Annotated in this window: 25 protein-coding genes and 4 pseudogenes; 21 read left to right on the plus strand and 8 right to left on the minus strand. The window is 68.9% G+C overall.

Going from position 1 to position 25,552, the window contains the following annotated elements:
* Window positions 1–300: 300 nt before the first annotated feature.
* On the plus strand, window positions 301–1,590 hold the full coding sequence (locus ACWDA7_RS34440) for an FAD-dependent monooxygenase (RefSeq protein WP_450609516.1): 1,290 nt from the start codon (window positions 301–303) through the stop codon (window positions 1,588–1,590).
* 366 nt (window positions 1,591–1,956) lie between these two features.
* On the opposite strand, the gene ACWDA7_RS34445 is transcribed toward ACWDA7_RS34440, so the two are convergent.
* Window positions 1,957–2,523, minus strand: a complete 567-nt coding sequence (locus ACWDA7_RS34445; protein WP_450609518.1) for a dihydrofolate reductase family protein — start codon at window positions 2,521–2,523, stop codon at window positions 1,957–1,959.
* Between the two features lie 593 nt (window positions 2,524–3,116).
* On the opposite strand from ACWDA7_RS34445, the gene ACWDA7_RS34450 reads away from it, so the two are divergent.
* The 9 genes from ACWDA7_RS34450 to ACWDA7_RS34490 all read left to right on the plus strand — a co-directional run bounded on the left by ACWDA7_RS34450 (window position 3,117) and on the right by ACWDA7_RS34490 (window position 12,298).
* Window positions 3,117–3,587 (plus strand): hypothetical protein, encoded by a 471-nt coding sequence (locus ACWDA7_RS34450; protein WP_450609520.1) that lies wholly within the window; start codon window positions 3,117–3,119, stop codon window positions 3,585–3,587.
* 215 nt (window positions 3,588–3,802) lie between these two features.
* Window positions 3,803–4,411, plus strand: coding sequence for a helix-turn-helix domain-containing protein (locus tag ACWDA7_RS34455; RefSeq protein WP_450609522.1), 609 nt, complete (start codon window positions 3,803–3,805; stop codon window positions 4,409–4,411).
* 104 nt (window positions 4,412–4,515) lie between these two features.
* The gene (locus ACWDA7_RS34460; RefSeq protein WP_450609524.1) at window positions 4,516–5,817 is read left to right on the plus strand and encodes an MFS transporter; all 1,302 of its coding nucleotides are present in this window, start codon (window positions 4,516–4,518) and stop codon (window positions 5,815–5,817) included.
* An 11-nt stretch (window positions 5,818–5,828) separates the two neighbouring features.
* Window positions 5,829–7,184 (plus strand): FAD-dependent oxidoreductase, encoded by a 1,356-nt coding sequence (locus ACWDA7_RS34465; RefSeq protein WP_450609526.1) that lies wholly within the window; start codon window positions 5,829–5,831, stop codon window positions 7,182–7,184.
* On the plus strand, window positions 7,181–8,371 hold the full coding sequence (locus tag ACWDA7_RS34470) for a CaiB/BaiF CoA transferase family protein (RefSeq protein ID WP_450609528.1): 1,191 nt from the start codon (window positions 7,181–7,183) through the stop codon (window positions 8,369–8,371). The genes ACWDA7_RS34465 and ACWDA7_RS34470 overlap by 4 nt, the downstream gene beginning before the upstream one ends.
* Window positions 8,368–9,153 (plus strand): enoyl-CoA hydratase-related protein, encoded by a 786-nt coding sequence (locus ACWDA7_RS34475; RefSeq protein ID WP_450609530.1) that lies wholly within the window; start codon window positions 8,368–8,370, stop codon window positions 9,151–9,153. Before ACWDA7_RS34470 ends, ACWDA7_RS34475 begins: the two co-directional genes overlap by 4 nt.
* Before the next feature lie 13 nt (window positions 9,154–9,166).
* Complete coding sequence (locus ACWDA7_RS34480; protein WP_450609532.1) at window positions 9,167–10,060, plus strand: dihydrodipicolinate synthase family protein; 894 nt, start codon at window positions 9,167–9,169, stop codon at window positions 10,058–10,060.
* Window positions 10,060–10,833, plus strand: a complete 774-nt coding sequence (locus ACWDA7_RS34485) for an SDR family oxidoreductase (protein ID WP_450609534.1) — start codon at window positions 10,060–10,062, stop codon at window positions 10,831–10,833. The genes ACWDA7_RS34480 and ACWDA7_RS34485 overlap by 1 nt, the downstream gene beginning before the upstream one ends.
* A 28-nt stretch (window positions 10,834–10,861) precedes the next feature.
* Window positions 10,862–12,298, plus strand: coding sequence for an aldehyde dehydrogenase family protein (locus ACWDA7_RS34490; RefSeq protein ID WP_450609536.1), 1,437 nt, complete (start codon window positions 10,862–10,864; stop codon window positions 12,296–12,298).
* Between the two features lie 130 nt (window positions 12,299–12,428).
* On the opposite strand, the pseudogene ACWDA7_RS34495 reads toward ACWDA7_RS34490, so the two are convergent.
* Window positions 12,429–12,590, minus strand: a pseudogene (locus tag ACWDA7_RS34495) (IS701 family transposase); the annotation flags it as partial.
* A 242-nt stretch (window positions 12,591–12,832) separates the two neighbouring features.
* Here ACWDA7_RS34495 and ACWDA7_RS34500 point away from each other — a divergent pair.
* The 4 genes from ACWDA7_RS34500 to ACWDA7_RS34515 all read left to right on the plus strand — a co-directional run bounded on the left by ACWDA7_RS34500 (window position 12,833) and on the right by ACWDA7_RS34515 (window position 16,820).
* Complete coding sequence (locus ACWDA7_RS34500) at window positions 12,833–13,447, plus strand: helix-turn-helix domain-containing protein (RefSeq protein ID WP_450609538.1); 615 nt, start codon at window positions 12,833–12,835, stop codon at window positions 13,445–13,447.
* 128 nt (window positions 13,448–13,575) lie between these two features.
* Window positions 13,576–14,931: an MFS transporter gene (locus ACWDA7_RS34505; RefSeq protein WP_450609540.1), complete on the plus strand. Its 1,356-nt coding sequence runs from the start codon at window positions 13,576–13,578 to the stop codon at window positions 14,929–14,931.
* A gap of 318 nt (window positions 14,932–15,249) precedes the next feature.
* Complete coding sequence (gene add, locus ACWDA7_RS34510; RefSeq protein ID WP_450609542.1) at window positions 15,250–16,254, plus strand: adenosine deaminase; 1,005 nt, start codon at window positions 15,250–15,252, stop codon at window positions 16,252–16,254.
* Between the two features lie 242 nt (window positions 16,255–16,496).
* A complete protein-coding gene (locus ACWDA7_RS34515) occupies window positions 16,497–16,820 on the plus strand; it encodes an integrase core domain-containing protein (protein WP_450609544.1) in 324 nt (107 codons plus the stop codon).
* 324 nt (window positions 16,821–17,144) lie between these two features.
* Here ACWDA7_RS34515 and ACWDA7_RS34520 read toward each other — a convergent pair.
* The 4 genes and pseudogenes from ACWDA7_RS34520 to ACWDA7_RS34535 all read right to left on the minus strand — a co-directional run.
* A pseudogene (locus ACWDA7_RS34520) lies at window positions 17,145–17,519 on the minus strand (transposase); the annotation flags it as partial.
* Window positions 17,520–17,631: 112 nt separating this feature from the next.
* Window positions 17,632–17,916, minus strand: a pseudogene (locus ACWDA7_RS34525) (DDE-type integrase/transposase/recombinase); the annotation flags it as partial.
* Between the two features lie 3 nt (window positions 17,917–17,919).
* Entirely contained in the window at window positions 17,920–18,090 is a 171-nt protein-coding gene (locus tag ACWDA7_RS34530; RefSeq protein WP_450609546.1) for a hypothetical protein, read from the minus strand.
* Window positions 18,091–18,293: 203 nt separating this feature from the next.
* Entirely contained in the window at window positions 18,294–18,677 is a 384-nt protein-coding gene (locus ACWDA7_RS34535; protein ID WP_450609547.1) for a hypothetical protein, read from the minus strand.
* 444 nt (window positions 18,678–19,121) lie between these two features.
* On the opposite strand from ACWDA7_RS34535, the gene ACWDA7_RS34540 reads away from it, so the two are divergent.
* Together ACWDA7_RS34540 and ACWDA7_RS34545 are read left to right on the plus strand one after the other, a co-directional pair.
* Window positions 19,122–19,364: an effector-associated constant component EACC1 gene (locus ACWDA7_RS34540; protein WP_450609549.1), complete on the plus strand. Its 243-nt coding sequence runs from the start codon at window positions 19,122–19,124 to the stop codon at window positions 19,362–19,364.
* On the plus strand, window positions 19,349–19,495 hold the full coding sequence (locus ACWDA7_RS34545; RefSeq protein WP_450609551.1) for an effector-associated constant component EACC1: 147 nt from the start codon (window positions 19,349–19,351) through the stop codon (window positions 19,493–19,495). Before ACWDA7_RS34540 ends, ACWDA7_RS34545 begins: the two co-directional genes overlap by 16 nt.
* A 78-nt stretch (window positions 19,496–19,573) precedes the next feature.
* On the opposite strand, the pseudogene ACWDA7_RS34550 reads toward ACWDA7_RS34545, so the two are convergent.
* Window positions 19,574–19,873 (minus strand): annotated as a pseudogene (locus ACWDA7_RS34550) (TIGR00730 family Rossman fold protein); the annotation flags it as partial.
* Window positions 19,874–20,036: 163 nt separating this feature from the next.
* On the opposite strand from ACWDA7_RS34550, the gene ACWDA7_RS34555 reads away from it, so the two are divergent.
* The 5 genes from ACWDA7_RS34555 to ACWDA7_RS34575 all read left to right on the plus strand — a co-directional run bounded on the left by ACWDA7_RS34555 (window position 20,037) and on the right by ACWDA7_RS34575 (window position 24,531).
* Window positions 20,037–20,174 (plus strand): hypothetical protein, encoded by a 138-nt coding sequence (locus tag ACWDA7_RS34555; RefSeq protein ID WP_450609553.1) that lies wholly within the window; start codon window positions 20,037–20,039, stop codon window positions 20,172–20,174.
* Between the two features lie 1,122 nt (window positions 20,175–21,296).
* Window positions 21,297–21,455 (plus strand): hypothetical protein, encoded by a 159-nt coding sequence (locus ACWDA7_RS34560; RefSeq protein WP_450609555.1) that lies wholly within the window; start codon window positions 21,297–21,299, stop codon window positions 21,453–21,455.
* Between the two features lie 92 nt (window positions 21,456–21,547).
* Window positions 21,548–23,317: an ABC transporter ATP-binding protein gene (locus tag ACWDA7_RS34565; protein ID WP_450609557.1), complete on the plus strand. Its 1,770-nt coding sequence runs from the start codon at window positions 21,548–21,550 to the stop codon at window positions 23,315–23,317.
* Between the two features lie 58 nt (window positions 23,318–23,375).
* A complete protein-coding gene (locus ACWDA7_RS34570; protein ID WP_450609559.1) occupies window positions 23,376–23,645 on the plus strand; it encodes a hypothetical protein in 270 nt (89 codons plus the stop codon).
* 532 nt (window positions 23,646–24,177) lie between these two features.
* On the plus strand, window positions 24,178–24,531 hold the full coding sequence (locus tag ACWDA7_RS34575) for a hypothetical protein (protein WP_450609563.1): 354 nt from the start codon (window positions 24,178–24,180) through the stop codon (window positions 24,529–24,531).
* A 68-nt stretch (window positions 24,532–24,599) separates the two neighbouring features.
* Here ACWDA7_RS34575 and ACWDA7_RS34580 read toward each other — a convergent pair whose 3' ends face one another.
* On the minus strand, window positions 24,600–25,187 hold the full coding sequence (locus ACWDA7_RS34580; RefSeq protein ID WP_450609561.1) for a TetR/AcrR family transcriptional regulator: 588 nt from the start codon (window positions 25,185–25,187) through the stop codon (window positions 24,600–24,602).
* Between the last annotated feature and the right edge of the window lie 365 nt (window positions 25,188–25,552).

The following is a 25,552-nucleotide window of genomic DNA, read 5'->3' on the forward strand; positions in this document are numbered from 1 at the left end:
CATCTCGAAGCGTGGAGGGCGGCCGTCTCACATACCGCTGGAAATGGGAGATCTCAGCAGGTCGGGTGACGTGCGAGGTTAAACATCAAGCTCAGGCGGCGGCCTAGCTGACAGGATGGTTAGCCTGGTTTACACCAGTCTGGGTTGATGTGAGTCTCATCGGAGTTGGCGTTTCTCATCAATGTCTGCCGTGACCGATGAGTTTTGTGCGGATCCGTGGTCGATACGGCTGGATACACCGACAGCGGTGGGCCTGTGCTGGGGACGTTCCAGCGCGGGAGGAAGCACATGGAGGCTGTGATGAGCGTCGACGACTCCGACCAGGGGCACGCGATCCGGACGGGCGGGCAGGGGACGCGGGTGAGCGGTCCCAGGGTGTTGGTGGCGGGGGCGAGCATCGCGGGACCCGCGCTGGCCCACTGGCTGCGCCGGCGGGGGGCCGAGGTGACCGTGGTGGAGCGGGCTCCCGAGCTGCGTCCCGGCGGGCAGGCGGTGGACGCGCGCGGGGTCGCCAGGGAGGTCATCGGGCGCATGGGGTTGGACCCGGCGGTGCGCGCGGCGTGCACCGACACCGCCGGCGCCCACACCGTGGACGCGGACGGGCAGGTGCTGGAGACCTTCCGTGCCGACGACGACGGTGGCGACGGGTTCATCGCGGACATCGAGATCCTGCGCGGGGACCTGTCCCAGGTGCTCTACGACGACACCCGCGACGGCGTCGAGTACGTCTTCGGCGACCGAATCGCCGAGCTCGCCCAGGACGCGGACGGGGTCGACGTGGTCTTCGCGGGCGGCAACCGGCGGCGCTTCGACTTGGTGGTCGGGGCAGACGGGCTGCACTCGGAGCTGCGAGCGATGGTCTTCGGGCCGCATGAGCGGTTCCTCCGCCACCTCGGGCACGCGCTGGCCTTCTACAGTGTGCCCAACGAGTTCGGGCTGGACCGCTGGCTGCTGGAGTACCAGGATCAGGAGTCCGGGCGCTCCGCCCTCCTGCGGCCCATCCAGGACGCTACCCGGGCGATGGCCATGTTCTACTTCGCCTCCGCTGACTTCGACGTCGACCACCGTGACGTCGCGGCCCAGAAGGTCCTGCTGCGGGAGCGGATGGCGGGCCTGGGCTGGTTGACCCCGGACATCCTCGCGCACCTGGACGACACTCCGGACTTCTACCTCGACCCGGTCGCCCAGGTGGTGATGGACCGCTGGTCGAGTGGACGGGTGGGGTTGCTCGGGGACGCGGCGTTCAGCTCGTCGCCGATGTCCGGGCAGGGCACCGGGCTGGCACTGGTCGGTGCCTACCTGCTGGCCGGAGAGCTGGCCGCTGCCGGATGGGACCCCGACGCCGGGTTCGCCCGCTACGAGGCGCGGATGCGCTCGTTCGTCGAGGCCAACCAGGAGATCGGCCGGTTGAACGCCCGCAGCCGCGACCTCCCCGGGCCAGACGCCGAGCCGCGCCCCGATTTCGCCAGCGAATGGTTCACGGAGCTGGTCGGGCGCGCGATCAACGGCGTCGAGCTGCCCGACTACGCGGGGGTGCCGGACTCCGCAGCCCCGGCCGGATCGCCGATCACCTCGTCGGCCAAGCCGTAGGTGTCACATAACGTGTCGAGAGGGACCACGCTTCGGTAGGACACCGCCGGACGACCTCCGCTCATGCCGCATGGTGCGCGTTGGAGCGCCCGTTCGGCGGCCAGGCCACGTTCCGATGAGGCGGTGTTGGCTCGGAAAACTGACAAGATCAATGAGAATCCACCGCGTGGGGTCTCTGTGGTTTTGTCACTTGCCTGGTCGGCGCTCACCGGAGCTGACAAGACCATTGAGACATCAACCCCGTGACGTCCAAGCCCATTGATCCCAGCCGGATCGCTCGCCCGTCTTGTCTCAAGGCAGTTGTCAGTGCGCAGCTCGCCGACGTGGCTCCCTGACACGATGGATGAGAACGGACAGTGCTGCCGCTCAGCGCCTCGTCTCGTACCTGGTCAGGACCACGCCGCCGGGAAACGTCCGCGTCTCCACCAGGTTCAGGTTCACCCAGCTGTCCAGCGTGGTGAAGAACGGCGTGCCGCTGCCCACCAGGACCGGATGGGCGGCGATCGCGTACTCGTCGATCAGCCCGGCGCGCATGGCCGCCCCGGCGAGCGTTGCGCCGCCGATGTTCATCGGGCCGCCGTCCTCGGCCTTGAGCCGGGTGATCTCGGCGATCGCGTCGCCGGTGACCAGGCGGGTGTTCCAGTCGACCTTGTCGATCGTCGAGGAGAACACTACCTTCGGCGTGTCCCGCCAGTTCCGCGCGAACTCGATCTCCGCCGGGGTGGCGTTGGGCTGCTGGTCGCCGGTCGGCCAGTAGGAGCTCATCGTCTCCCATAGCTTGCGCCCATACAGCGACAGGCCACTCGCCTGCTCGTGGTCGAGCCACCACTGGAACAGCTCGTCGCTCGGCGGTCCGCCCCAGCCGATGTCGTCGCCGGCCGCGGCGATATAGCCGTCCAGGGTCAGGTTCATGCCGTAGATCAGTTTCCGCATGGCCCAGCCTTCCGTCCGTGGGTGTCCGGCGTATAGACCAGCGCGGCGCGGGAAACTCATCGGTGCGCGATCTGGGCTCGCCGGTAGTCCTCGTGCTCGGGGCTCAGCGTGGTGTACTCGGCCGACTCGGACAAGCCGCCTGATCTCGACCTCGCCCTCGTCCTCGCGAGGAAATGCCACGGATTTGAGACTGATCATGGGTGACAAGGCCGTGAGACAGCCAAGAACGCCCAGGTCACGCAAGATCGACATGTCACGAGCCGCGAGACCCTACAGGTGTTGTAGGGTCTCGCGGCTGATGTCGCAATCTCACGGGCCGTGTCGCACCGATGTCGTATACGGGGGGTGTGGGGGACTGGCGGGCTCGCGTCACCAGAGGCAGGGGCGCAGGGGTGGGCGCCGGGCGTCGGCGCATGACTGCCGGGCAGTACGCGCCAGTGACTGTCGGTGAGTTTCCGTGCATCCCCGTCCGGGTGAGCACCGACAGCAGGGTGCGGCCTCTGCAGGAGCAGGCGTTGTCGTGAGGGTCACCGGAAGGCGGACGGCCCGAAAAACCGGTGGGGCGCCTGGGCGCGAAAGGCCATGATGAGCGGGTGTTCGTGTTCCGCTGCCGCGGCTGTCACGGCGAGGTGACGAGTGCGGTGCGTGAAGTGCCGCTGCCCGATGTGGACAGTGCTCCTGTGCCGTTCGAGATGAAAAACGATGAGGAGTGTCCTCCCCGGATGACGCCGGGGACCTTCGCCTTCGACCCGCCGCCCTCCAAGGCCGCTCACGTCATCCGCCCCACGTCGGATCGGGAAGCGGTCGTCTTCCCGGCCTGTGCGACGCCGGTAGGCATTGTGCTCGCGCGTGCCGATGTCTGCGGTGTCGAGCACACCTCCAAGCGCGGACGCCTGAACGGTTGCTGCGGTCTGGACGGCTGCGATGGCCCCAATCTGGTCTGTCGCTGGTGCAAGGCGGAGATCGCCACGGAAACGTCGGACTGCTGGACGCCTCAGCAGGTGGTGCTCGTCCCCGGTGCGGTGGAGATCGTGCTTGCTCCCGAGAGCCATCCACGCGGCTGAGACGGCCGGAGTATGCGCCCAATTGCCCTGCGGACGAGGTTTTCCGGCCAGGTGGCGTCGGTCAACCGCTGCGTGCCCCGGTGGCCGGCCCTGCCCATTTCTTCACGCCGGGCGCCGGCGCGGCATCAAAGAGATGAACGCCAGGGTCTTGTCTTCAGCATCATGAAGGTTTTCAATATGTCGCACGACACATCCCCCAGGGACAGGTGGAGACCGTGCACGACACCGACGCACCGATGCCGGACGGCCGACCGGATCTCGATGTGCTGGTCGCCACGGTCGGCCTGCAGATCAAGGCCCTGCGCAAGCAGGCCGACCTGACCCTGGACGAGCTCAGCCACCGCTCCGGCATCAGCACCGGACTGATCAGCCAGGTCGAACGGGGGAAGGGCAACCCCTCCTTCACCAGCCTGGTGCAGATCGCCCACGGTCTGGACGTGCCGATCGGCCGGCTGTTCCATCTGGCCGAACAGGTCAGCCCGGTGGTCCGTGCCGACGAGCGCCGCAGCCTGGACTTCCACGGCTCGGACCCGGCGCACGGCGACCGCTACGAGCTGCTCACCCCGTCGCTGAACGGCGCACTGGAGGTCCTCTGGGTGGTCACCCAGCCGGGCCACGACACCAGCGCCACTCCCTTCCGTCACAACGGCGAGGAGTTCGGCATCGTGCTCTCCGGTGTGAAGGACGTCTATCTCGACGGCGTCCGTCACCGGCTCGAAGCGGGCGACTCCATCACCTACTCCTGCAGCATTCCCCACTGGTACGCCAACCCTGGTGACGAGCCCGCCACCTCGATCTGGGTGATCACTCCGCCCAGCTGGTAGGCACCTACCTCGCGCCGTCCCGTCCCCCAACGCCCCGGCCTCAGGCCCGGGCGCCGGTACCGCACGGCCTCGTACCGTGCGCCTCCTCAATGAGGTGCCCCGCCATGGCATCACTCATCGACAGAACCGCTGTCGCCACCGGCAACTCCCTCTCCCACCGACGCGCCCTGCTGGCCCTCGGCGGCGGCAACGCCATCGAGTGGTACGACTGGATGGTCTACGGACTGCTGGCCTCCTACATCGGTCCGCTCTACTTCCCCTCCGGCAGCTCCGTCTCCGAAACCATGTCCGCGCTGGCCGTCTTCGCGGTCGGCTTCGCCGCCCGGCCGCTCGGCGCGATCATCTTCGGCACCCTGGCCGACCGCATAGGCCGACGCGCCATCATGCTCTTCTCCATCGGCTCCATGGTGCTGAGCAGCCTGGTCATCGCCCTGCTACCCACCCATGCGAGCATCGGCGTCTGGGCTGGCGTCATCCTGCTGGCCAGCCGCATCCTGCAGGGACTCTCCACCGGCATCGAGGCCCCCCTCAACTCCGCGTACATCGTGGAGCTGGCACCCGAGGGCCGGACCGCCCGGTTCGGCAGCATCATCAGCATCTACGTGCAGACCGGCATCGTCGGCGCCTCCCTGGTCTGCTTCCTCACCACCTCGGTGGTCGCCCCCGACGCCATGGCCTCCTGGGGCTGGCGCATCCCGTTCGCGGTCGGCGCCGTCGGAGGCCTGGTCTTCCTCTGGCTGCGCCGCGCCCTGCCCGAGACCCTGCACACCGCGGGTGAGAAGCCCGTCAAGCCGGCCCGCGTCGGCCAGGTCTGGGCCGAGGTCTGGCGGCACCGGCTGGCTCTGCTGGCAATCGTCTTCGTGGTGGCCGGCGCCCAGGCGCTCAACTACACCTGGGCCACCGGCCTGCCCAACCTGGCCCGCTCCGCCTACCACGAGAACCCGGACACCGTCTTCCTGGTCTCCACTCTTGCGGGCATCTGCGTCGCCGCGCTCTACCCGCTGGTCGGCCGCATCGCCGACCGCAAACGGATCTCCCGCACCTTCATCGCCTCCCGGCTCGCCGTGGTGCCGCTCATCTTCATCGTGCTCGCCTACCAGCAGCCCGGCATGGCGATGTTCACCGTGGTGATGCTGGTCGGTGCTCCGCTCCTGGCCTTCACCATGGGCCTCTACAACACCGTCGCCGCCACCCTGATGCCGACCAGCTGCCGGGTCACCGGCGTCGGCCTCGGCTACGCGATCGGCGTGGCCGGCTTCGGTGGCACAGCCCCCTATCTCCTGCTGTGGCTCCAGGACCTCGGCGCCGACTGGGCTTTCCCCGTCTACGGCGCGCTCCTCTGCCTGCTCAGCGTCCTGCTCTACGTACTCGTCCTCCGCCGCGGCGCCGTCCGCGTCGGGAACTGAAAGGAAGTCAGATGCCCCAGACTGTCTCTCTCGACGCCGTCGAGGCACCCGTGGTCCAGCGGGCCGACGTCGTGGTGGTCGGCGGCGGACCGGCCGGGGTCAGCGCGGCCGTGGCCGCCGCCCGCGCCGGGGCCAGTGTGACGCTTCTGGAGCGCTACTCGGCGCTCGGCGGCCTGGCCTCCGGCGGCATGGTCCTGGTCCTCGACGACATGATCAACGGGGACGAGATCACCGTCACCGGCCTCGTCGACGAGTACGTCGAACGGATGGCCAAGCTCGGCCTCGCCGTCTACCCGCCGGCCGAGGACCGCCACTCCTCGCCCGAGATGTGGGCCAAGTGGGGCCGCTGGGGTGCCTTCGACTTCCACTCCCACACCAACCCCAAGCCGATCTGCTACGCCGTCGCATTCGACCCCGACGGCTGGAAGCGGGTCTCCAACGACCTGGTCCGCGAGAGCGGGGTCAACCTGCGGCTGCACAGCTGGTTCTCCCGGCCGGTGGTCCAGGACGGCGCGGTGAAGGGCGTGGTCTGCGAGACCAAGTCCGGTCCGCAGGCGGTCATGGGCGACGTGGTGATCGACACCACCGGCGACATCGACGTGGCCTCCCGGGCCGGCGCCACGTACACCCAGGACAACTACCTGGTCACCCTGGTCTTCCGGCTCGGCGGGGTGGACACCGCGGCCGCCGAGCGCTTCGAACAGGAGAACCCGCGCGAGGCCCGGGCCATCAATCGCAAGATCAAGCGGATGCTGGGCGGTGCCTGGGAGCTGTGGTGGCTCAAGACGCCCGTCCCCGGCGTGGTCTGGTGCAACTGCCCGCACATGACCGGCTTCGACGGCACCGACCCGGTCTCGCTCACCGAGGCCGAATTCGAGGCCAGGGCCCGGATCGGCACCGTCCTCGACCACATCAAGTCCGACCTGCCCGGCTTCGAGAACGCCCATCTGCTCGACGTCGCCGAGCAGATGGGCGTCCGGCAGACCCGGCTGCTGCAGGGCGAGTACGTGGTCACCAAGGACGACATCACCTCCCGCCGCCACTTCGCCGACAGCGTCGCCCGCGGCCGCGACTACTACACCCCCTACCGCGCCCTGCTGCCGCGCGGCGTCGACCAGCTGCTGGTCGCCGGCCGGCACTACTCCGCCACCCCGGAAGCGCAGCGGATCTCCCGCGAGATCCCGCCGTGCATGGCCATGGGCCAGGCGGCCGGCATCGCCGCCGCCACCGCCGTGGAGCAGAGCGTGCTCGTCCGGGACGTCGACCCGGCCGTCATCCAGCGCCGTATGCGCGAGCAGGGCGCCGACCCCGGTGACATCCCCGCGCAGAACGCCACCGTCGACCAGCTCGAGGAGACCCTCGCATGACCGCCGCAGTGCAGCCGCTGAGCGGCGTCACCGTCATCGACTTCACTCAGGTCTTCATGGGCCCGTCGTGCACCCAGATGCTCGGCGACTACGGCGCCGACGTGATCAAGGTGGAGCGGCCCGACACAGGCGACATCTCCCGGACCTCGATCCCGGACCCGGCCGGCCTGGACAACCCCATCTTCCTGTCCATCAACCGCAACAAGCGGAGCATCGCCATCGACACCCGCACCGACGAGGGCCGCCGAGCTGTCCAGGAATTGGTGCGTTCCGCCGACGTCGTGGTGAGCAACTTCCGGGCCGGGGTGATGGAGCGGCTCGGCCTCGGCTACGAGGTGCTGCGCGCCGTCAACCCCAGGATCATCTGGGCCTCCGGCACCGGCTTCGGCACCGCGGGCCCGTACGCCCACAAGGGCGGGCAGGACGCCATCGCCCAGGCGTTCAGCGGAGTGATGTGGCGCCGGGTCTCCGAGGACGACCCGGTCACCCTCTACCCGACCACGCTCTGCGACTACACCACCGGGATGCACCTGCTCCAGGGCGTCCTGCTGGCCCTGCTGCACCGCGACCGCACCGGCGAGGGGCAGAAGGTCGAGGTGTCGATGTACGACTCTATGCTCCACATGCAGATGCAGGAGGCCTGCCAGCAGCTGAACCGCGGCTCCGAGATCAACTGGGCCGCGATGCCGCTCACCGGCGTGTTCCCCACCACCGACGGTGCGCTGATCATGGTTGGCGGTTTCAAGTCCGACCCGCTGCACCACATCAGCCGCGCCCTGGAGCTCGACGAGGACCTGGGCGAGCGCCCCGAGTTCGCCACCCTCGACCTTCAGTTCGCGCACCGTCCCGAACTGCAGCGGATCTTCGCCGAGGCGGTGGCCGGCAACACCACCGACTACTGGGTCAAGCGGCTCGAGGCGGAGGACATCCTCTGTGCCCCGGTGCGGAGCCTGGAGCAGACCCTCGACGACGAGCAGACCGCGGTCAACAAGATGATCGTCGAAATGGACCACCCGGTCGCCGGCCGGATCCGCGCCCTCAACGCACCGCTCCACCTCTCCGCCGCGCCCGCCGAGGTCCGCCGGGTCCCGCCGCGGCTCGGGGAGCACGGCGCGGAGGTGCTGGGCGAACTCGGCTACACCGCCGAGCAGATCGAACTGCTCCGCGAGAAGGGGGTACTGCGATGACCGACGAGGTCCGCTACCTACGGGACGGGCACATCGCACGGGTCACCATCGACCGCCCCGCCGTGCTGAACGCCGTCGACGTCAAGACCAACACCCGGCTCAACGAGATCTGGACCGAGATCGAGACCGACCCCGAGGTCCGAGTGGTCGTCGTCACCGGCGCCGGGGAGCGTTCGTTCTGCGTGGGCGCCGACATGTCCGCCGACGCGGTGGAGAAGACCGGCCTCGAGTACTGGGCCGGCCTCGACCCCAACGGCTTCGGTGGGCTGAGCCTGCGCACCAGCCTGGACGTCCCGGTGATCGCCCGGGTCAACGGCTACGCACTCGGCGGCGGCATGGAGATGGTCCTCGGCTGCGACATCGTCGTCGCCGCCGACCACGCCCGGTTCGGCCTCACCGAGCCCCGAGTCGGCCGGATCCCGCTGGACGGCGGGGTCTTCCAGCTGGTCCGCCGACTCCCGCACACCCAGGCCATGGGGCTGCTGCTCACCGGCCGCCGCGCCTCCGCCGCCGAACTGCAGCGGATGGGCCTGGTCAACGAGGTGGTCCCGGCCCAGCAGTTGGACGAGGCCGTCGACCGCTGGGTCGCCGACATCCTCGCCTGCGCCCCCACCTCGCTGCGGGCCATCAAGCAGATGGTCCAGCGCGGGGCCGGGCTGTCCCCGCAGGACGCCCACAAGCTGCGTACTCCGGCACTGATGGCGGCGCTGGACAGCGAGGACGCCAAGGAGGGCGTGCTCGCCTTCCAGCAGAAGCGGTCGCCTGTCTGGCCCGGACGATGAGGGGAGCCCACTGATGCCCGAACAGCTCGCACCCGGAGTGTGGGGTGTGGTTGCCACGCCCTTCCTCGGCTCCGCCTTCGAGGTGGACGAGCCCAGCCTGGCACGACTGGTGGAGCACTACGAGCGGATCGGCACCACCGGTCTGACCGTGCTCGGAGTCTTCGGCGAAGCGGCCCGGCTCTCCGCCGAGGAGCGCCGCACCGTGCTTGAGGCGGTCGTCGACACCGTCGACCTGCCGCTGGTCGTCGGAGTCACCGGACTCGCCACCGCACCGGTACTGGAGGAGGCCGAGCTGGTCCGCGACGTGGTCGGGGACCAGCTCGCCGGACTCATGGTGCAGGTCAACTCGCCCGATCCGCAGGTGGTCGCGGCTCACCTCGACGCCGTGCACGACGCCACCGGCGCCGGGATCGTGGTCCAGGACTACCCGGAGACCAGCAAGGTCACCATCCGGTCCGCCGACCTCGTCCGCGCCGTCCGAGCGGTCCCCTCGGCGGTCGCGGTGAAGGCCGAGGCCCCGCCCACCCCCGCGGCCGTCGCCAGGCTCACCGCCGAACTGGAGGTCCCGGTCTTCGGCGGCCTGGGCGGTCTGGGCCTGCTCGACGAGCTGGCGGCCGGCGCCGCCGGGGCGATGACCGGCTTCTCCTGCCCGGAGGGCCTGATCGCCTGCGTCGAGGCCTGGCGCAACGGCGGCTACGACGCGGCCCGGGAGGCCTACCTGCCGTACCTGCCGCTGGTCAACTTCGAGGCGCAGGCCGGGATCGGGCTGGCACTGCGCAAGGAGGCCATCCGGCGGCGCGGTCTGATCATGGACTCGGGCGTCCGGCCGCCGGCCGCGCAGCTGCCCGAGGCCCTGATGCCGCAGCTGGAGCGGCACCTCGCCGCGCTGCCCAAGGAGGTGCACTGATGGACCTCGGCATTCGCGGCCGAGTCGCCGTGGTCGCCGCCTCCACCGGCGGCCTGGGCCGCGCGGTCGCCGAGGCGCTGGCCACCGAAGGCGCCTCGGTCGTGGTGGCCGGGCGGCGCGGAGACCTCGCCAAGGAGATCGCCGCCGGGCTGCCGGAGGCGGTCGGCGTCCAGGTCGACCTCACTGCCCCGGACGGCCCGCAGACGCTGGTCGAGGCGGCCCGCGAAGCCTACGGCGACCCCGACATCCTGGTCCTCAACGGACCCGGCCCGCGGCCCGGCACCGCCGCCGACCTGAACACCGGCGACCTCGCCTCCGCCGTGGACTCGCTGCTGCTGGCCCAGCAGCGGCTGGTGGCCCTGACCCTGGAGCCGATGCGCCGTCGCGGCTGGGGCCGCATCCTGGCCATCGGCTCCAGCGGGATCGCCGAACCGCTGCTCGGGCTGGTCCTCTCCAACGCCGGACGGGCCGCCCTCGCCGCCTACTTGAAGACTCTCGCCGCCGAGGTGGCGGCCGACGGAGTCACGGTCAACCTGCTGCTGCCCGGCCGGATCGCCACCGACCGGGTGGCGGCACTGGACGCCGCGCGGGCCGAACGCGAGCAGTGCACGGTCGCGGAGGTCGAGGCCGCCTCGCAGTCAGCGATCCCCGCCGGACGGTACGGCACCCCCGCCGAGTTCGCCGCGGCCGCCGCCTTCCTCTGCGGCACCCCCGCCTCGTACGTCACCGGGACCGCGCTGCGCTGCGACGGCGGCCTGGTCCGCAGTCTGTGAACCCCCGACTTCCCAAGGAACCGCACCCATGAGCACTGTCCTGATCCCCAACCTGATCGGTGGCGTGGAGTTCACCGGCGACGGCCTCGAGCGGTACAACCCCGCCGACCCGGCCGAGTTGGTCGCCGTGGCCCCGGCGTCCGGGACCGAGGCCGTCGACGCCGCCGTGGCAGCCGCCGCCGCGGCGCAGCCGGGATGGGCGGCACTGCCGGCCCCGGCGCGCGGCGCGATCCTGCTGGACGCGGCCGAGATCCTCCGCGGCCGCCACGAGGAGGCCGCCCGCGACCTGGTCCGGGAGGAGGGCAAGACGCTGGCCGAGGCCCGCGGCGAGGTCCGGCGGGCCATCGACGTACTGCGTTTCTTCGGCTCCGAGGGCTGGCGGCTCGGCGGGCAGGTGCTGCCCAGCTCGCTCCCGGACACCATGGTCCACACTCGCCGCGAGCCGGTCGGGGTCGTGGGGCTGATCACCCCGTGGAACTTCCCGATCGCCATCCCCGCCTGGAAGTTGGCGCCGGCGCTGATCGGCGGCAACGCCATGGTGCTCAAGCCCGCCGAGCTCACCCCGGTCTCCACCCGCCACCTCACCGAGGCCCTGGTCCGGGCCGGGCTGCCGACCGGAGTGCTCAACGTGGTGCACGGCTCCGGCGCGATGGTCGGCGAGGCCCTGGTCCGCGACCCCCGGGTGGCCGCGGTCTCCTTCACCGGCTCGACCCGGGTCGGCATGCGCATCGAGCGCGCGGTGCAGGAGCGCCGCGGGCGGGTGCAGGTCGAGATGGGCGGCAAGAACGCCCTGGTGGTGCTCGACGACGCCGATGTCGAGCAGGCCGCGCGGATCGCCGCGGCAGGCGGCTTCGGCCTCACCGGCCAGGCCTGCACCGCCTCGTCCCGGGTGATCTGCACCCCGGGGGCGTACGACGACTTCGTCGCCGCACTCGCCAAGGAGGCGGCCCGCTACCGCCCGGGCGACGGCCTGGCCGAGGGCACCCTGATGGGCCCGGTGGTGAGCGAGCAGCAGCTCGCCACTGTCACCGCCGCCATCGGCGGGGCCAGGACCGAGGGAGCGACCGTCGCCGCGGGTGGCGAGACCCTCGAGGGGCTGATGCTCGCCCCGACCGTGCTCACCGGCCTGGGCCGGGAGAGCGCGGCGGCCCGCGAGGAGATCTTCGGCCCGGTGGTCGCGGTGCTGCCCGCGGCGGACCTCGACGAGGCGATCGACCTGGTCAACGACTCCCGCTACGGCCTGGCCGCCGGCATCTGCACCCGCGACCTGGCCGCCGCCCACCGCTTCGCCGCCGGCGTCCGGGTGGGCGTGGTCAAGGTCAACCGCCCGACCACGGGCCTGGACCTCAACGTCCCGTTCGGCGGTGTCGGCGACTCGTCCAGCAACACCTTCCGCGAGCAGGGAGCTGTCGCGGTGGACTTCTACACCTGGTCCAAGTCGGTCTACCTCGGCTGGGAGAGCTAGCTAGTAGGGCTTGATTAGGTTGGGACGGGCTCGGCATGTCGGGTTGGGTTCAGGGACCTTCGGCATGTCGGGCACGTCCCGGACCAGCAGGCCAGCAGGAGCTGCAGCCCGGCCACGACCTGGTAGGTCGTCAGACCGTGGCCGGTGCTGGCGGGCACAGCCGCTCCAGGGTGCAGAACGCCTGCGCCACCGAGGCCAGCGTGCGATGCCGCAGAAAGCCCTGGTAGGTGCGTCCCTCGAAGTGGCCCAGCCCCAGGGCGGTCTTCAATTCCCGGTAGTCGTGCTCGACCCTGCCGATCTTGGTGGTTGATTCCAACTGCCAACTCGGCTTCATCGCATGGCAGTTGGAATCAACCACCGAGATCGGGCAACGCCAACGCTGCCTGACGGAGGTCACGACGGCTGGCGAACACACAGTCAGCAGATGTGCGGAATTTTTGAATTCTTCATCGGGGTGCCACTTATTGACTGGATGAAAAACTGCTGCTGAAGTGAAGGCCGCTAGCAACCCCCGCGCGCCACAGGAGGGCCACCATGGGCAGTGCCAGAAGAGGGGGAGAATCCGACCTCTCACCACCACCCGACCCCGAGGCCGCGATCGCGGGCGTCGGCCAGCAGGTCAGGGGGCTGCGCAAGCTACGGGGGCTCACCCTGGAGGAGCTGAGCACTCGGGCGTCGGTGAGCATCGGACTGATCAGCCAGATCGAGCGAGGGCGCGGAAACCCGTCCTTCAACACGCTCATCCAGCTGTCACATGCCCTTCGGGTGCCGGTCGGACGGCTCTTCCATGGGACCGAGCAGGCTTCCCCCGTCGTACGGGCCAACCAGCGGCGGACTTTGGACCTCCACGGCTCCGGAGAGCTGGACGTCACCTACGAACTGCTCAGCCCCGGCCTTGCCGGGACCCTGGAAGCGGTGTGGATCGAAGCCCCGCCGGGCTACGACACCTCCAAGTCGCCGTTCACCCACCCGGGTGAGGAATTCGGGATCGTCCTGCAAGGACGTCACCAGATCTTCCTCAATGGCGTCTGCCACGAGCTGGGCCCAGGGGACTCGATCACGTACCCGAGCACCACGCCCCACTGGTACCGCAACGAGGGACCCGAGACGGTCAAGGCCCTGTGGGTGATGACGCCCCCCAACTTGTGAGCCACCCCGCACCACCACCGACCGCGTAGGACATCTCGTGGTCGCAGTGCGCCCCGAGCCCTCCCGACTCGTTCTTGGCGGTTCGATCACGGGAGAGCCCAGGGCTGACTTCTCGATGAGGAGAAATCGTGTCCCAAATTTATCAAGCCGGGCAGGCACCCGACGCGGGCCCGCCCCCCGACACGGGCGCCGACACCACGGGCGCTTCGCTGGACGACGCCCACGGCGCCTCCATCCGCCGGCGCGCGCTGTTCGCGCTCGGGTGCGGCAACACCCTGGAGTGGTATGACTGGCAGGTCTACGGCCTGCTCGCTGTCTCCATGGCTCCGCACTTCTTCCCCAGCAAGGACCCGGCCGCTGGGGTGCTCTCCGCCATGGCCATCTTCGCTGTCGGTTTCGCCGCCCGGCCGTTGGGCGGCATCGTCCTTGGAACGGTCGCCGACCGGATCGGCCGTAAGGGCGTCACCTTGCTCAGCGTCGGTCTCATGGCGCTGGCCTCGTTCATCATCGCTGTCCTGCCCGGCCACGACACCATCGGTGTCTGGTCCGGCGTCATCCTCCTCGTCGCCCGGCTCGTCCAAGGCTTCTCGACCGGCATCGAGGCCCCGCTGAGCACCGCGTACGCGGTGGAACTGGTGCCCAAGGACCGAGTCGGCCGAGCCGCGGGCACCATGTCGGCCTTTGTCAACGTGGGTCTTTTCGCCGCCGCCCTCGTCCCGTTCATCCTCAGCTCCGTGCTCGGCGACGCCGCGCTGAACGAGTGGGCGTGGCGGCTGCCGTTCGCGCTCGGCGGCATTGCCGGCATCGTCGTCGTGCTGATGCGCCGCGGCCTGCCCGAGACCCTCGGCAAAGAGAAGGCGCAGCGAACTGCGCAGCAGCAGGCCGCCGGGACCAGTCCTTGGCGCGGAGTCGGCAGTAACCTGCTCGGCCTGTTCACCATCATCTTCGTGGTCGCCGCCGCCCAGGCATTCAACTACGGCTGGGCCGTCGGCCTGCCCGCCCGCGCTCAGGCCGTCTTCCACGAGTCGCCGCACCAGGTGTTCCTGGTGACCTCGCTGTACTCGCTCATGACCGTTGCGCTGGCCCTGGCCGTCGGCCGTTTCGCCGACCGGGTGCAGTTGGGCCGACTCTTCGTGTGGCTCCGACTGCTCGCCATCCCCGTGGTGTTCCTGATGCTGGCCTACCAGGGCGGTGTCGGCTCCCTGGGCGTGATCCTCATCGGCGGAGGTATCGTCCTTGCCGCCAACATGACGCTGTACAACGCCGTCTCGGCGAGCCTGATGCCGCAGCACTCCAGGGGCGTGGGAACCGGGCTCGGCTACGCCATCGGCGTCGCCCTGTTCGGCGGGACCGCGCCCTACCTGATGCAGTGGCTGGCGCCCCGCGGCCTGTACCCGGCCTTCCCGATCTACGTGGCGGGACTCAGCGCGATCAGTGTCGTCCTCTACCTGACCGCCCGCCGCAGCGGCCGGATCTACCTGTAACAACACGTCTGCCGTCCTTGGTGCCCCGCCGCGCGCGGCGGGGCACCCCGAGCGCCCTGACGTGAATTGCGAGGTCCCGTTCGGCGGGTCAAGGAGTCCTCCACCAACACCTACCGGGAGCGGGGATCCACCGCGCTGGACTTCTACACCTGGACCAAGTCGGTCTACGTCGGTTTCGAGGGCTGACCAACCGCACACGCCCTGACCGGTCCCGGCATCCACGCCGCAACGGATCGCCGAGACCGGTCGGCACCCCCTGTTACGGGCATCCGCCCGCCCTGCCGCCGGGCAGGCCCCACCTCCGTCACCGGGTAGGACATGACACTCACCTCCGACGACCTGCGAGCACTGCCCAAGGGCCACCTCCACCTCCACCTGGAGGGCGCGATGCGGCACGAGACCGCCCAAGAACTGGCCGAACGCCACGGCCTGCCGCTCCCGGACCCGGGCTCGTACACGGACCAGGCCGGCTTCGTAGCCGCCTACGAATCCGCCCGCAACCTCATCCGCAGCCTCGACGACCTCGCGCGGGTGACCCGCGAGATCATTGAGGATGCCGCCGCCACCGGCGTCGCCTGGACCGAGCTGTACAGCGTCCCCTACAGCTACGCCGGCCGCCTCGGCCCCGCCGAGAGCGTCGTCGAGGCCATGCTCGACGGGCTGCACCAGGGCGCGCGGGCGACCGGATCCGGTGCCGGCCTCGTGCTGGCGCACAACCGGGCCCGATCCCTCGACGACGCCGCCGCGACCGCTGCGATCGCCCGCCGGTACGCCGGGCACGGCATCGTCGCCTTCGGCCTGGCCGGCAACGAGGCCGCCTACCCGGCCGCCCTCTTCCGCGAGGTGTTCGCCTCCCTGAAGGACAGCGGGCTGCTGCTGGTACCGCACGCAGGTGAGGGCGCCAGCGCGTCGAGCGTCCGCTCAGCCTGGCAGGACCTCGGCGCCCACCGCATCTCGCACGGCATCTCCGCCGTCGAGGACCCCGTCCTGGTGCGCCTCCTCGCCAAGCACCGGGTCTGCCTAGACATCTGCCCCACGAGCAACGTCCGCCTGGGCGCCGTCCCGAACCTGGTCCAACACCCCCTGCCGCACCTGCTGGCCGCCAACGTGCCGGTTTCCCTGGGGAGCGACTGCCCCGTCTTCTTCGGCGTGGACATCGTCGACGAATACCTGGCCGCCCACCGGGACATGGGCTTGTCCGCCCTCCAGCTGGCCGAAATCGCCCGCGACTCACTGCGCTACAGCGCAGCGCCGGACGAGATCAGGGGCGCCGCCCTCGACGCGGTCGAGACCTGGGCGGCAGCGCACACCACGCCCGGTTGAGCATCCTGGGCCCCGCGCGCCACGGCTGCGGGGCAGTACACCCTGCCCTTGCCGAAAACTCATCCGCCCTGGTGGTAGCTGGTGTGCGGGATGTCGACCGCGGTCGCTCGCGCCGGCATCCTCACGTGGCTGTCGATCACCGCGGCATGATGATCGACTGTGCTGCTACGACTCAACACCGTTGCGTTTACCTGCGAGCGCGGGGTGGGTGCAAGTCCGTTTTCACGGCAGCCTTCGACGCTGTGCTGACCGATGCCGGGCTGGAGATCGTCACCAGCGGCATCCGGATACCGCGGATGAACTCCGTGATGGAGCGCTGGATACAGACCTGCCGGCGTGAGCTGCTGGACCGCACCCTCATCTGGGACCAGCGCCATCGGCTCCATGCCCTACGCGAATTCGAGTTGTACTACAACGGGCACCGGCTGCACCGAGCCCTGAATGAAGCCGCCCCACTCCGCCCGCGGCCCGCACCGATTTCCGAACCAGGGCAGATCAGACACCTGGAGATCCGTGGACGAGATCGGCTCGGGGGAGCCCTTCGCGAGTACCAACATGTGGCGTGAGCAGGCCGGATGACTTTTCGGCACCCGCAATGTCCGGCTGAATCAGTACCTGGACAAGACGCTGAATCTCATCGCGGCACGCACCGAACACCAGCGGTTCAGTAGCGCATTGGACAAGCTGGCAAGCGAACTGGGCGAGCTCACCTGCGTCGTCGACGTCGCGGCCGCTGATGCTGCGACTGCGCTAGGAGCGCGTCTCAGTAACCGGCAACTGTTCAGGTGAGTGGTCGTGATCGGGCGTGATCGCGGTGATGGTCTGGGGTGCTCGGAGGTGTCGTGTGCCGCTGGGCTCGTGGCTCGGTGGGGGCCGGTGTGTCCGAGCGGTCAGCCGGTCGCGGCAGCGAGTCCCGTGATCTCGGCGTGTCGGAAGATCTTGCGGAGATTGTGGCAGGCGGCCGGCAGGCGCCACTCGCCGCGGGCCCCGTCTTCGCCCCGCAGGAGGAGTTGGCGGCCGTTCTGGCAGGTCATGATCTGGCCGAAGACGGGTTCGATGATCGCCTTGCGGCGGGCGTAGGCGGCTTTGCCGGGCTTGGTCCGCAGCTTGCGGGCCATATGCTCCTTGAGCGTGGCGTTCTTGGGGATACGTCCGCGGGGTGCGGGCGGGACCTGTTCGTCGTGGGCCAGGCGGCCGGTGGCCATGAACGTGTCGGTGCCGCAGGCCAGTTGGCGGTCCTTCGCGGCTTCCAGGTTGGCCTCGCTCGCGGGCGTGGGCCAGCGAGTCGAACCGTTGGGGATAGTCCGACATGTACTTCGTGGTCTTGAACTGGGCCTCGCTGTAGGGGTTGTCGTTGGAGACCTTCGGCCGCGAGTGCGACCTTGTCACCCCGAGATCGATCAGCAGCTGGGAGACCTTCTTGCTCGTTATCGACGTGCCGCGGTCCGCGTGCACCGTCTCGGGCACGATCCCGTTGCGGGCGATGATCTCGCGGATCAACTCCTCAGCCCGCTCGGCCGATTCGGCGAGTTCAACGGTGTGGCCGACGATGTAGCGGCTGAAGATGTCGATGATGACGTAGGCGTGAAACCAGATGCCCTTGGCCGGTCCGGCCGCCTCGGTGATGTCCCAGGTGACCACCTGCGACGGGGCGGTCGCCACCAGCTAGGGCACCGTCTTGGCGGGGTGGGTGGCCTGTCTTCGGCGCCCCCCGGACTGGCCCTTCTCGCGCAGGATCCGGTACATCGTGGAGACGGAGCAGTGGTAGCGCCCGGCATCCAGCTCGCGAGCCCAGATCTGGGCGGGCGGGAGTTCCACGTACTCGTCGCAGTTCATCAACTCCAGTACTGCGGCCCGTTCCTCGGCCGTCAGAGCCGAGGGCTGGACTTGCGGTTTCCTGGGTTTTCGCTCCGGTGGGGGCCGCAGCCTGCGGTAGTGGGTGGCCCGCGAGCGGCCGGTCAGCCGGCACGCGGCGGTGATGCCCAGTGCGCGCTCGACGCCGGCAAAGGCATCGTCCGTGACCGGGCCGGCGGCGGGCGTCAGTCCGCGCCCTCGGAGATCATTTCCAAGAGCGCGGAAGCTTTTCCCATGACCTCCAACGCGGCCTTGTTCCGCGCCAGTTCCTTCTCCAGACGCTCCACCTGGCGGCGCAGTTTCTCGTTCTCCGCCTCGGCAGCAGACTTCTTCGGTCGGGCCGGGCTGGTCCGCTGGTCGACCAGCTTCTCCAGGGCCCCGGCATCCCGCGCGGCCCGCCGCTCCTTCACGTGCGAGTGGTACAGCCGCTCGCGGCGCAAGATCGCGCCCTTCTCGTTCTTGGGCACCGCGTCGTACTCGGCCACGATCCGCAGCTTGTACTCGGGGCTGAAGGTGCGGCGCTTCGGCCGGGGAGCCGGGTCGGATCCGGCGGGCTTGGTGCTGGTCATGAGGGGGTGGTTATCCTGTCGTGCCCTCTCAGGCTAACCCGCCGAAGCGGGGCGTCTCGCCAAAGGCTGACAGAGAGGGCGGCAGGCGCCCATGCCGTGATCAACGATCTGACCGACACCGACGCGCTCGTCAAGCTCATCACCACAGACAACCTGTAGTACGAGGTTCGTCAGGTCACAGGGCACACAGGCGGGATCGGCAGCCGGAGCATGCGCGGCTATGGATCCGAGACTGACCCGAATGGCATCGAACTGGTCCCACCGGCTGTGCAGTTGCCGCAGGGGCGTGATTGCGCAGGCCCGCGGTTGCGGGCTGGGCGCGAGCGCAGTGATCAGGAACTTCCCTCAAAAAAAACCGTATTCTTCTCCGATCACCTGGCGGTGGGGTGCCTGGTCACGAGTCACTGGGTGACTGAGTGCGGCGTTTACGTCGGGGGTGTTGGCGTGGCGATCGCGGTCGGTGTGGGCGGCGGTACGGAGGAACTGGCCGGTCTGAAGGAATGGCTGGAGCACGAACCGGAGCTGCGAGGACGCGTGCGGCTGGTTCCGGCGGCACCGCCGAACGGGGTGATGGGCGGTGCCTTTGACCACCTCGTGGCGATGCTCGGTTCCGTCGGGGGCTGGCGCTGGCCCGCTCCTTGCCGGTCTGGCTTCGTCAGCGGCGTTCGTCGGTGGACATCACGGTGACCCGGCCGGACGGCCGCAGCGTGGAGATCAAGGCGGATCAAGCCAAGGACGCCGACGCGTTGATCCGGGAGGCGCTGCGGGAGAGCGGTGACGCACCGGGGAGGGCTGAGGGTGCGGTTACCCGATCCTGACACCTCACGGGCCGTGATCATCGGTACCCGCACCTATGACATGGCGTCCGAGCTGGAGGAGCTTCCCGGAGTTACCGGCAACATCAACGGGTTGGTGTCGGCGCTCAGCAACCGTGCCTTCCGTTCAGCGAGATCCCTCGCGAACGTCATTTCGTCGGCGTCCGTCCTGACCCACTTCCGGAGAAAATCGACCGAGATCCCCGTGAGCCGGCCGCCCGACGCCTGTACTCCGTCGGTGAGGACCTTCATCAGCCCGGTATCGGATCCGCCCCACACCAGGGGGTAGCCGGCCCTGACGATGAGCGCCCCGAACTCGCGGGTCGGCTGGGTGTAGAGCTCGTCGAGGTCAGTGGCTGAGAGGAAGGCACCGATGTTCATCGGGGTGGGCGCTGTTGCAGTCATGACCCGAATGTATGAGCGCGTCGACCCACACGTGCGGACCATTTTCTGAGCAAATGACCGGACCACTTCGCGCCGAACGGCCAGGCGGGCCCCTGGGCGCCGCCTGTCAGACCGGTTGCACCGCGAAGCGCCACGTCGCATGCTCGGGGCGCCACGCTCGGTCGTGGAGGGGAAGCTGAAGCAGAACGTGGAAGCGCTCCCGTTGAGTGAGGGGTCGGCCGCTTTCGCCCGGGTGTCCGCCGGGCAGGCCGGCGGCAAGAAGATCGTGCTCACGTGAGCACATCCACGACGGGGCGTCGCCCGGCCCTGCCACCGACTCACAGCACCCGTCGGAGACGGCACGGCCGCGTACGCAGCCGTGCCCACCAGGCGAGGGCGCATCAGCCGGTCGGGCCGATTCACGGTGGCGCCACCGGGGGAGGGCGCCGACCGCCGGTCGGGGTTCCGGCGCGTTGGGTAGCGCGGCGGGCGTTCGGAGTCCGCCCGGCACCGACTCCTATCGTCTTGCCTGCATCCGGGCCCGGGCCGCCGAGTGCCGCTGTCGCCGTCAGCGCTGCAGTCACTGCCTCGACGGCAACTCCTTGTGAGCACCGCTTTAGGAGTTCGATCCGACTCCGCTCAGGCTGCTGCCGTCGGCTGGTGCGACGGCCGGACAGAGACGCTGATGTACGCCCTCGTTCGGCGTCGTTGATGTCAGCCGTGGATATCAGGAGCCTTCTGATCCGTAGCTCTACAGAGATCGGTCAGCGGGGGTCATAGAGGTCGCCGCACGGTCCCTCGCAGTGGCTGACGGTCATGGTCGGTCTCGGTGCTCTCCAGCGACAGAGTTCTTCAGGGTGGTCACATCACCTGAATGGCTGCCGTGATTCCCGACCATTCCGATCACGTGCCCGAGGGTTGTGGCACCCCGCTCCGATGCTGCCCGAATGCGGTCCCATAGTGGGCGGCGGTCAACGACGCATCTTGTCCGACGGCACGTGATGTAACGTCAGTCTGCATTTGGCAAATGGCTACTGAGTGCACGTCAGACATTGATCTCAAAGCCTCAAAGGCAGGTTCGGCAGCCGTGTGGCGGCGCAGCGAACTGGGTCGCTTCTCTACTGCCTTGGGGGCATCTGCCGAGGTGTCACACACCCATGCGAGGGTCGTCTCATTTGTGCTTGAACGCGCACTCTTAGACCGATCTAGGTAGATTCACACGGGGCGAGAGGTTCTGATCGATCAACCCAATCCACGCCGGATTGCCCAATAGGTCCCACCTCAGCTGCATGAATGTCTTCGGTGCCGTTGGGGCCGATCTCAGGCAACCGATGGGCTGCGAAGTCCTTCCGGCGCATCCAGTCACACAGGAGGTACGTCATGAGCGCTTTCTCGATCTTCAACGGCCGCGGAGGCCGAGGTGGTGGCCGCGGTGGCCGAGGTGGTGGCCATGGCCGCCGTGGCGGCCACGGCGGCCACGGCGGCCACGGCAGCCACGGCGGACGTGGCGGACGTAGCGGACGTGGCGGACGACGTGGCGGCCGTGGCGGCCGCTACTAAGCATCGCCACCTCATCTGAGGATCGTCATCGGGGGGCGACGGCGCGTTCCGTCCGTCCCCCCTTCCGCAGCATGCCCCCACCCGGCTCCCTCCGCGAGAAGGTGACCCCGCTTGGCGTACGCGACACACGCCGACCCGGCTGACACCAAGCCCGTGTCCCCGGCAGCCGAGGACAGTCCAGTGCCCCTTGCGGCGGCCGTGTCTTCGGCCGACGCGTTCCGCCGCTTCTGGCCCTGGGCACGCCCCGACCGGTACCGGCTCGCCGCGAGTGCCATCCTCCTCATCGCGGGGTCCGCGGGTGAAGTCGCTTCGGTGTGGCTCTTCAAGAACCTGGTCGACCAAGTCCTGATCCCCCACCGGTTCACAGCGTTCCTGCCGCTGGCCGGACTCATGGCCGTCGTGGCTGTGGTCGGGGCGCTGCTGACCTTTGCGGGCGAGTACCTGGCCACCTGGGTCGCCGAGCGCTTCCTCCTGCGTCTGCGCACCTCGGTCGTGGAACATCTGCACAGCCTGCCCCCCGACATCCTTCGAACCCGCAGGCACGGCGACGTGGTGGCGCGGCTGACCTCGAATATCTCCCAGATCGAGGAGTTGGTGGCGTCCGGTCTGATCTCATCGGGCTCGGCAGTGATCAGCCTGCTGTTCTTCGTGGCGGCTGCCTTCTATCTGAGCTGGCCGCTCGCCCTGGCGGCTCTCGCCGCTACGCCGTTCTTCTGGCTCGCGGCCCGGCTGTTCAGCGCCCGCATCCATACCCTGTCACGCGAGGCCCAGCGGTGTGAGGGCAGCCTCACTGCCGTGGTCGAGGAGAGCCTCACCTGCTCCGCCCTGGCTCATGCCTACAACCGCCAGGCCCACGAGGTCGAACGGGTCCGCCGGGAGGGGGAGGCCCTGCTGCGGGCGGAGCTCTCCACGGCACGAGTGGCACATTTGTACCCGTCGCTGCTGAACGTGTTCGAAGTGGTGGGCGCGCTTGCCGTGGTGGGCCTTGGTGCCTTCGAACTGACCCGGAACGCGCTGACCTTGGGCGGACTGCTCGCCTTCGCCGCTTTCCTGGCCCAGCTTTTCGGGCCCGTGCAGGAACTCTCCGGCCTGGCCTCGGTGTTCGGCTCAGCCAGCGCGGGCGCCGAACGTGTCATCGAACTGCTCGACATGCGCTCCCCGGTCCGCGAGCGCCCCGACGCCCCTGCACTCGCCCATGTGCAGGGACGTGTTGAGTGCCTGAGCGTTGCGGCGGTCTACCCGTCAAACCGGCGCGGACCGGTGCTGCGCGACGTCAGTTTCAGTGTCGCGCCTGGCGAAGTGCTCGCGATTATGGGCCCGAGCGGCGCGGGCAAGTCCACCCTCGCCAAATTGCTGGTGCGTTTCATGGACCCGGATTCCGGATCGGTACGCTTGGACGGGGTCGATCTCCGGGACGTGACGACGGCCTCGGTACGCGCGGCGGTCACCCTCCTCCCCCAACACGCCCAGCTCTTCCATGCGACCATCCGCGACAACATCGCCTACGGTCGGCCCCGAGCCACGATGGCGGAGATCGTCCAAGCGGCCAAGGACGCCGACGCCCATGAGTTCATCACCGCCCTTCCCGACGGCTACCTGACCACCATTGGGGAAAACGGATTCCAGCTGTCCGGAGGCCAGAGCCGGCGCATCGCCATCGCCCGGGCCTTCCTGCGAGCGACCCCGGTCCTCATCCTCGACGAGCCAACCGCCGGCCTCGACCACCAGGCGGCCGCGCATGTCCTTGCCCCGCTACGGCGGCTGATGGCCGGTCGCACCACGATCCTGATCACCCACGACCAGGCCCTGGCTCAGCACGCGGACGCCATCCACATCTTGCACGGGCCAAGAGTGGAGGTCACTCGGATCCTGGAGCACTAGTTTGGAAGACGCCGTATGCGTCAGTGGGTCAGTCGTTGGTATGGGCAGGAGGTCGGGCATGGGCTACTGGTTGTACGCGTTCTCGGGTTGTCCCGACGCCGGGAACTACCAGGAGATTGCGATTGAGGGAGAACCGGGCGAGGTCGTGGTGCGGGCGCGCCCGGGCGGCCTCGCTGTCATGGACGGGTACGTGCTGGAGAGCCTCGACGATCTGATGATGGTTGCCCACTTCAAGTGGGTGGCTAGTGGGGACCCGTCCACAGTGATGCCGGCCCTGTGTGAAGCGTCTGGATTGCCGCTGGCCCCCGACGCCAGACGCGGTCAGTGAGCGTGGACAGCATGGAGTGGTACACGAGGGACGAAGGTCGGTGGAACGACTTTGGCCGGCAGTTTAAATGACCCAGTCAAGCGCCGCCGCGCTCGGCTCCTGGAGCACTAGTTTGGAAGACGCCGTATGCGGATGGCGGCTGACCTAGCAACTCCCTGACCTGGTCCGGAGCGCGATCGGTGCCGCTGTTCCCCGCGAATCCCCGCTGCGTCCCGCCGGGCCGGGCACGCAACGGGCACGGAAGGCACGGCCGGCCCTCTGCTTTTCAGGCGAGTTGATCGCGCGGCCAGGATCATGATCCGACCCAACAACGACAGACGTCGACACCCCGTGACATACCGCTGCGTACGCTGACGTCCGTTGTCGTTGCCGTCAGAGGCCGTTGGGTGGTGATGGTCTGGGGCACAGCCAGACTGGTCAGGGGCGGCCATTCCGGCCGCTCCGAGACCCCGAATGGCCGCTGTCGGGCAGGCTCGGTTACTGCGGTTGCGGTACCTGGCTGCTGTACCGCAGGATCCCGGCGGGGGTGACTATGGAACAGCATCGGTTGGTACAGCTGCTGGCTGGTGACGACGAGGCATCCGCAGCTGCCCTGGATGCCCTCCGCAGCGGCGGTACCTACGTCGTATGGGATGGGATCCTCCCCGCAGAGCGCCATGCCCGTACCTTTGCGATCCGCCTTCGGTACATGCGACGGAAGGGCATTGAGACTCAGGGCCTGGACCGAGCGGTGCAGCTCCTTGGCCGGCATGACCAGCCGGTGCGCGTCGGTCAGATCACAGCTGCCGACCGCACATGGATCTTCACGCTTTTCCTCACCGAAGATGGCAGCGCGCTGGTGGCCTGTGCTGGCGTACGGCAGGCGGGCGAGCAAGCACCGCTTTAAAGGGGAGGCGGCCTTCTTCGGGCCGGTCGGACGGCTGCCCGTCGCGGTCGCGTGTCCGGGTCGGGCGGTCAGGTGGAAAGGGCGGGCGCGGATTCGGCGGCTTCGGTGAGTCGGGCAGTCAGCGCCTCAAAGGGCTGGGGGTCCTGCAGGGCTCGGCTGACGAGGAGGGCCCCTTCCATTCCGGTCACGGCCAGTGCTGCCAGTTCCTGAGCGTTTTCGGGCTGCAGTCCCTTCTCTACGAGGCGTGCTGACATGGTGGCGATCAGGTCCTGGAAGCCCCGGCGGGTGACCGCGGCCAGGCGCGGGGTTGTACTGGCCATCTCCATAACGATGGGGGCCACCGGGCACCCCTCGCGGTAGTCGCTGGCCACGATCTGGTCGCGGAAATGCGCGACGAAGCCTGCGAGCACGGCGGACGCGCTCGACTCTCGGTCGGTCAGCCGGTTGATCAGTGCGATCAGGTCGGCCGTGTGAGCGATGGCGACCTCGGCGGCGAGCTCCTCCTTCCCGCCGGGGAAGTGGAAGTAGACCGAACCGCGAGGCGCGCTCGACTCGGCCAGGATGTCGGCGACCGAAGTGCCGAGGTAGCCGCGTTCTCGGAAGAGGCGGCGGGCGGCGGTGATCATCTGTTGCTTCGCGGAGCTTTGGCGTGGCATGACGCGATTATATGCCATCAGGTACGGCAACCCAACCGGTTCGGTCCGCCTTGATCCCTTCTACCTGCATTGACAACTATGACGGACGACATATAACGTCCTGAGTGTTGAACCAGCCTCGGGCCTTCGGGGACGTGCGATGTAGGACGAGGGCGCGACCGCGTCACCGATCCAGTCGTGACGGAGGCGGAGGCGGTTGACCTTGTCGGCGAGATCGTCCCGACGGCGGCTCCCGACGTGAAATCATCGAAATCACCTCTCACATGGGAATGAGCCTTTCCCGGTAACCGGTCGTCGCTCGCTGTGATCGCTGGGCTGTGCTGTGCCGCTGCCGTCGCCAAGTCCGCGCAGCCGTAAGGCCCCTG

Source organism: Streptomyces sp. NPDC001156 (genome assembly GCF_053598275.1).

Coding starts and splice junctions, on each gene's coding strand:
- ACWDA7_RS34465 (WP_450609526.1), top strand. CDS start 5,829: ATGCCCCAGACTGTCTCTCTCGACGCCGTCGAGGCACCCGTGGTCCAG.
- ACWDA7_RS34580 (WP_450609561.1), bottom strand. CDS start 25,187: ATGCCACGCCAAAGCTCCGCGAAGCAACAGATGATCACCGCCGCCCGC.
- ACWDA7_RS34530 (WP_450609546.1), bottom strand. CDS start 18,090: ATGAACTGCGACGAGTACGTGGAACTCCCGCCCGCCCAGATCTGGGCT.
- ACWDA7_RS34480 (WP_450609532.1), top strand. CDS start 9,167: ATGCCCGAACAGCTCGCACCCGGAGTGTGGGGTGTGGTTGCCACGCCC.
- ACWDA7_RS34470 (WP_450609528.1), top strand. CDS start 7,181: ATGACCGCCGCAGTGCAGCCGCTGAGCGGCGTCACCGTCATCGACTTC.
- ACWDA7_RS34445 (WP_450609518.1), bottom strand. CDS start 2,523: ATGCGGAAACTGATCTACGGCATGAACCTGACCCTGGACGGCTATATC.
- ACWDA7_RS34490 (WP_450609536.1), top strand. CDS start 10,862: ATGAGCACTGTCCTGATCCCCAACCTGATCGGTGGCGTGGAGTTCACC.
- ACWDA7_RS34475 (WP_450609530.1), top strand. CDS start 8,368: ATGACCGACGAGGTCCGCTACCTACGGGACGGGCACATCGCACGGGTC.
- ACWDA7_RS34570 (WP_450609559.1), top strand. CDS start 23,376: ATGGGCTACTGGTTGTACGCGTTCTCGGGTTGTCCCGACGCCGGGAAC.
- ACWDA7_RS34440 (WP_450609516.1), top strand. CDS start 301: ATGAGCGTCGACGACTCCGACCAGGGGCACGCGATCCGGACGGGCGGG.
- ACWDA7_RS34485 (WP_450609534.1), top strand. CDS start 10,060: ATGGACCTCGGCATTCGCGGCCGAGTCGCCGTGGTCGCCGCCTCCACC.
- ACWDA7_RS34500 (WP_450609538.1), top strand. CDS start 12,833: ATGGGCAGTGCCAGAAGAGGGGGAGAATCCGACCTCTCACCACCACCC.
- ACWDA7_RS34460 (WP_450609524.1), top strand. CDS start 4,516: ATGGCATCACTCATCGACAGAACCGCTGTCGCCACCGGCAACTCCCTC.
- add (WP_450609542.1), top strand. CDS start 15,250: ATGACACTCACCTCCGACGACCTGCGAGCACTGCCCAAGGGCCACCTC.
- ACWDA7_RS34575 (WP_450609563.1), top strand. CDS start 24,178: ATGGAACAGCATCGGTTGGTACAGCTGCTGGCTGGTGACGACGAGGCA.
- ACWDA7_RS34535 (WP_450609547.1), bottom strand. CDS start 18,677: ATGACCAGCACCAAGCCCGCCGGATCCGACCCGGCTCCCCGGCCGAAG.
- ACWDA7_RS34555 (WP_450609553.1), top strand. CDS start 20,037: ATGCTCGGGGCGCCACGCTCGGTCGTGGAGGGGAAGCTGAAGCAGAAC.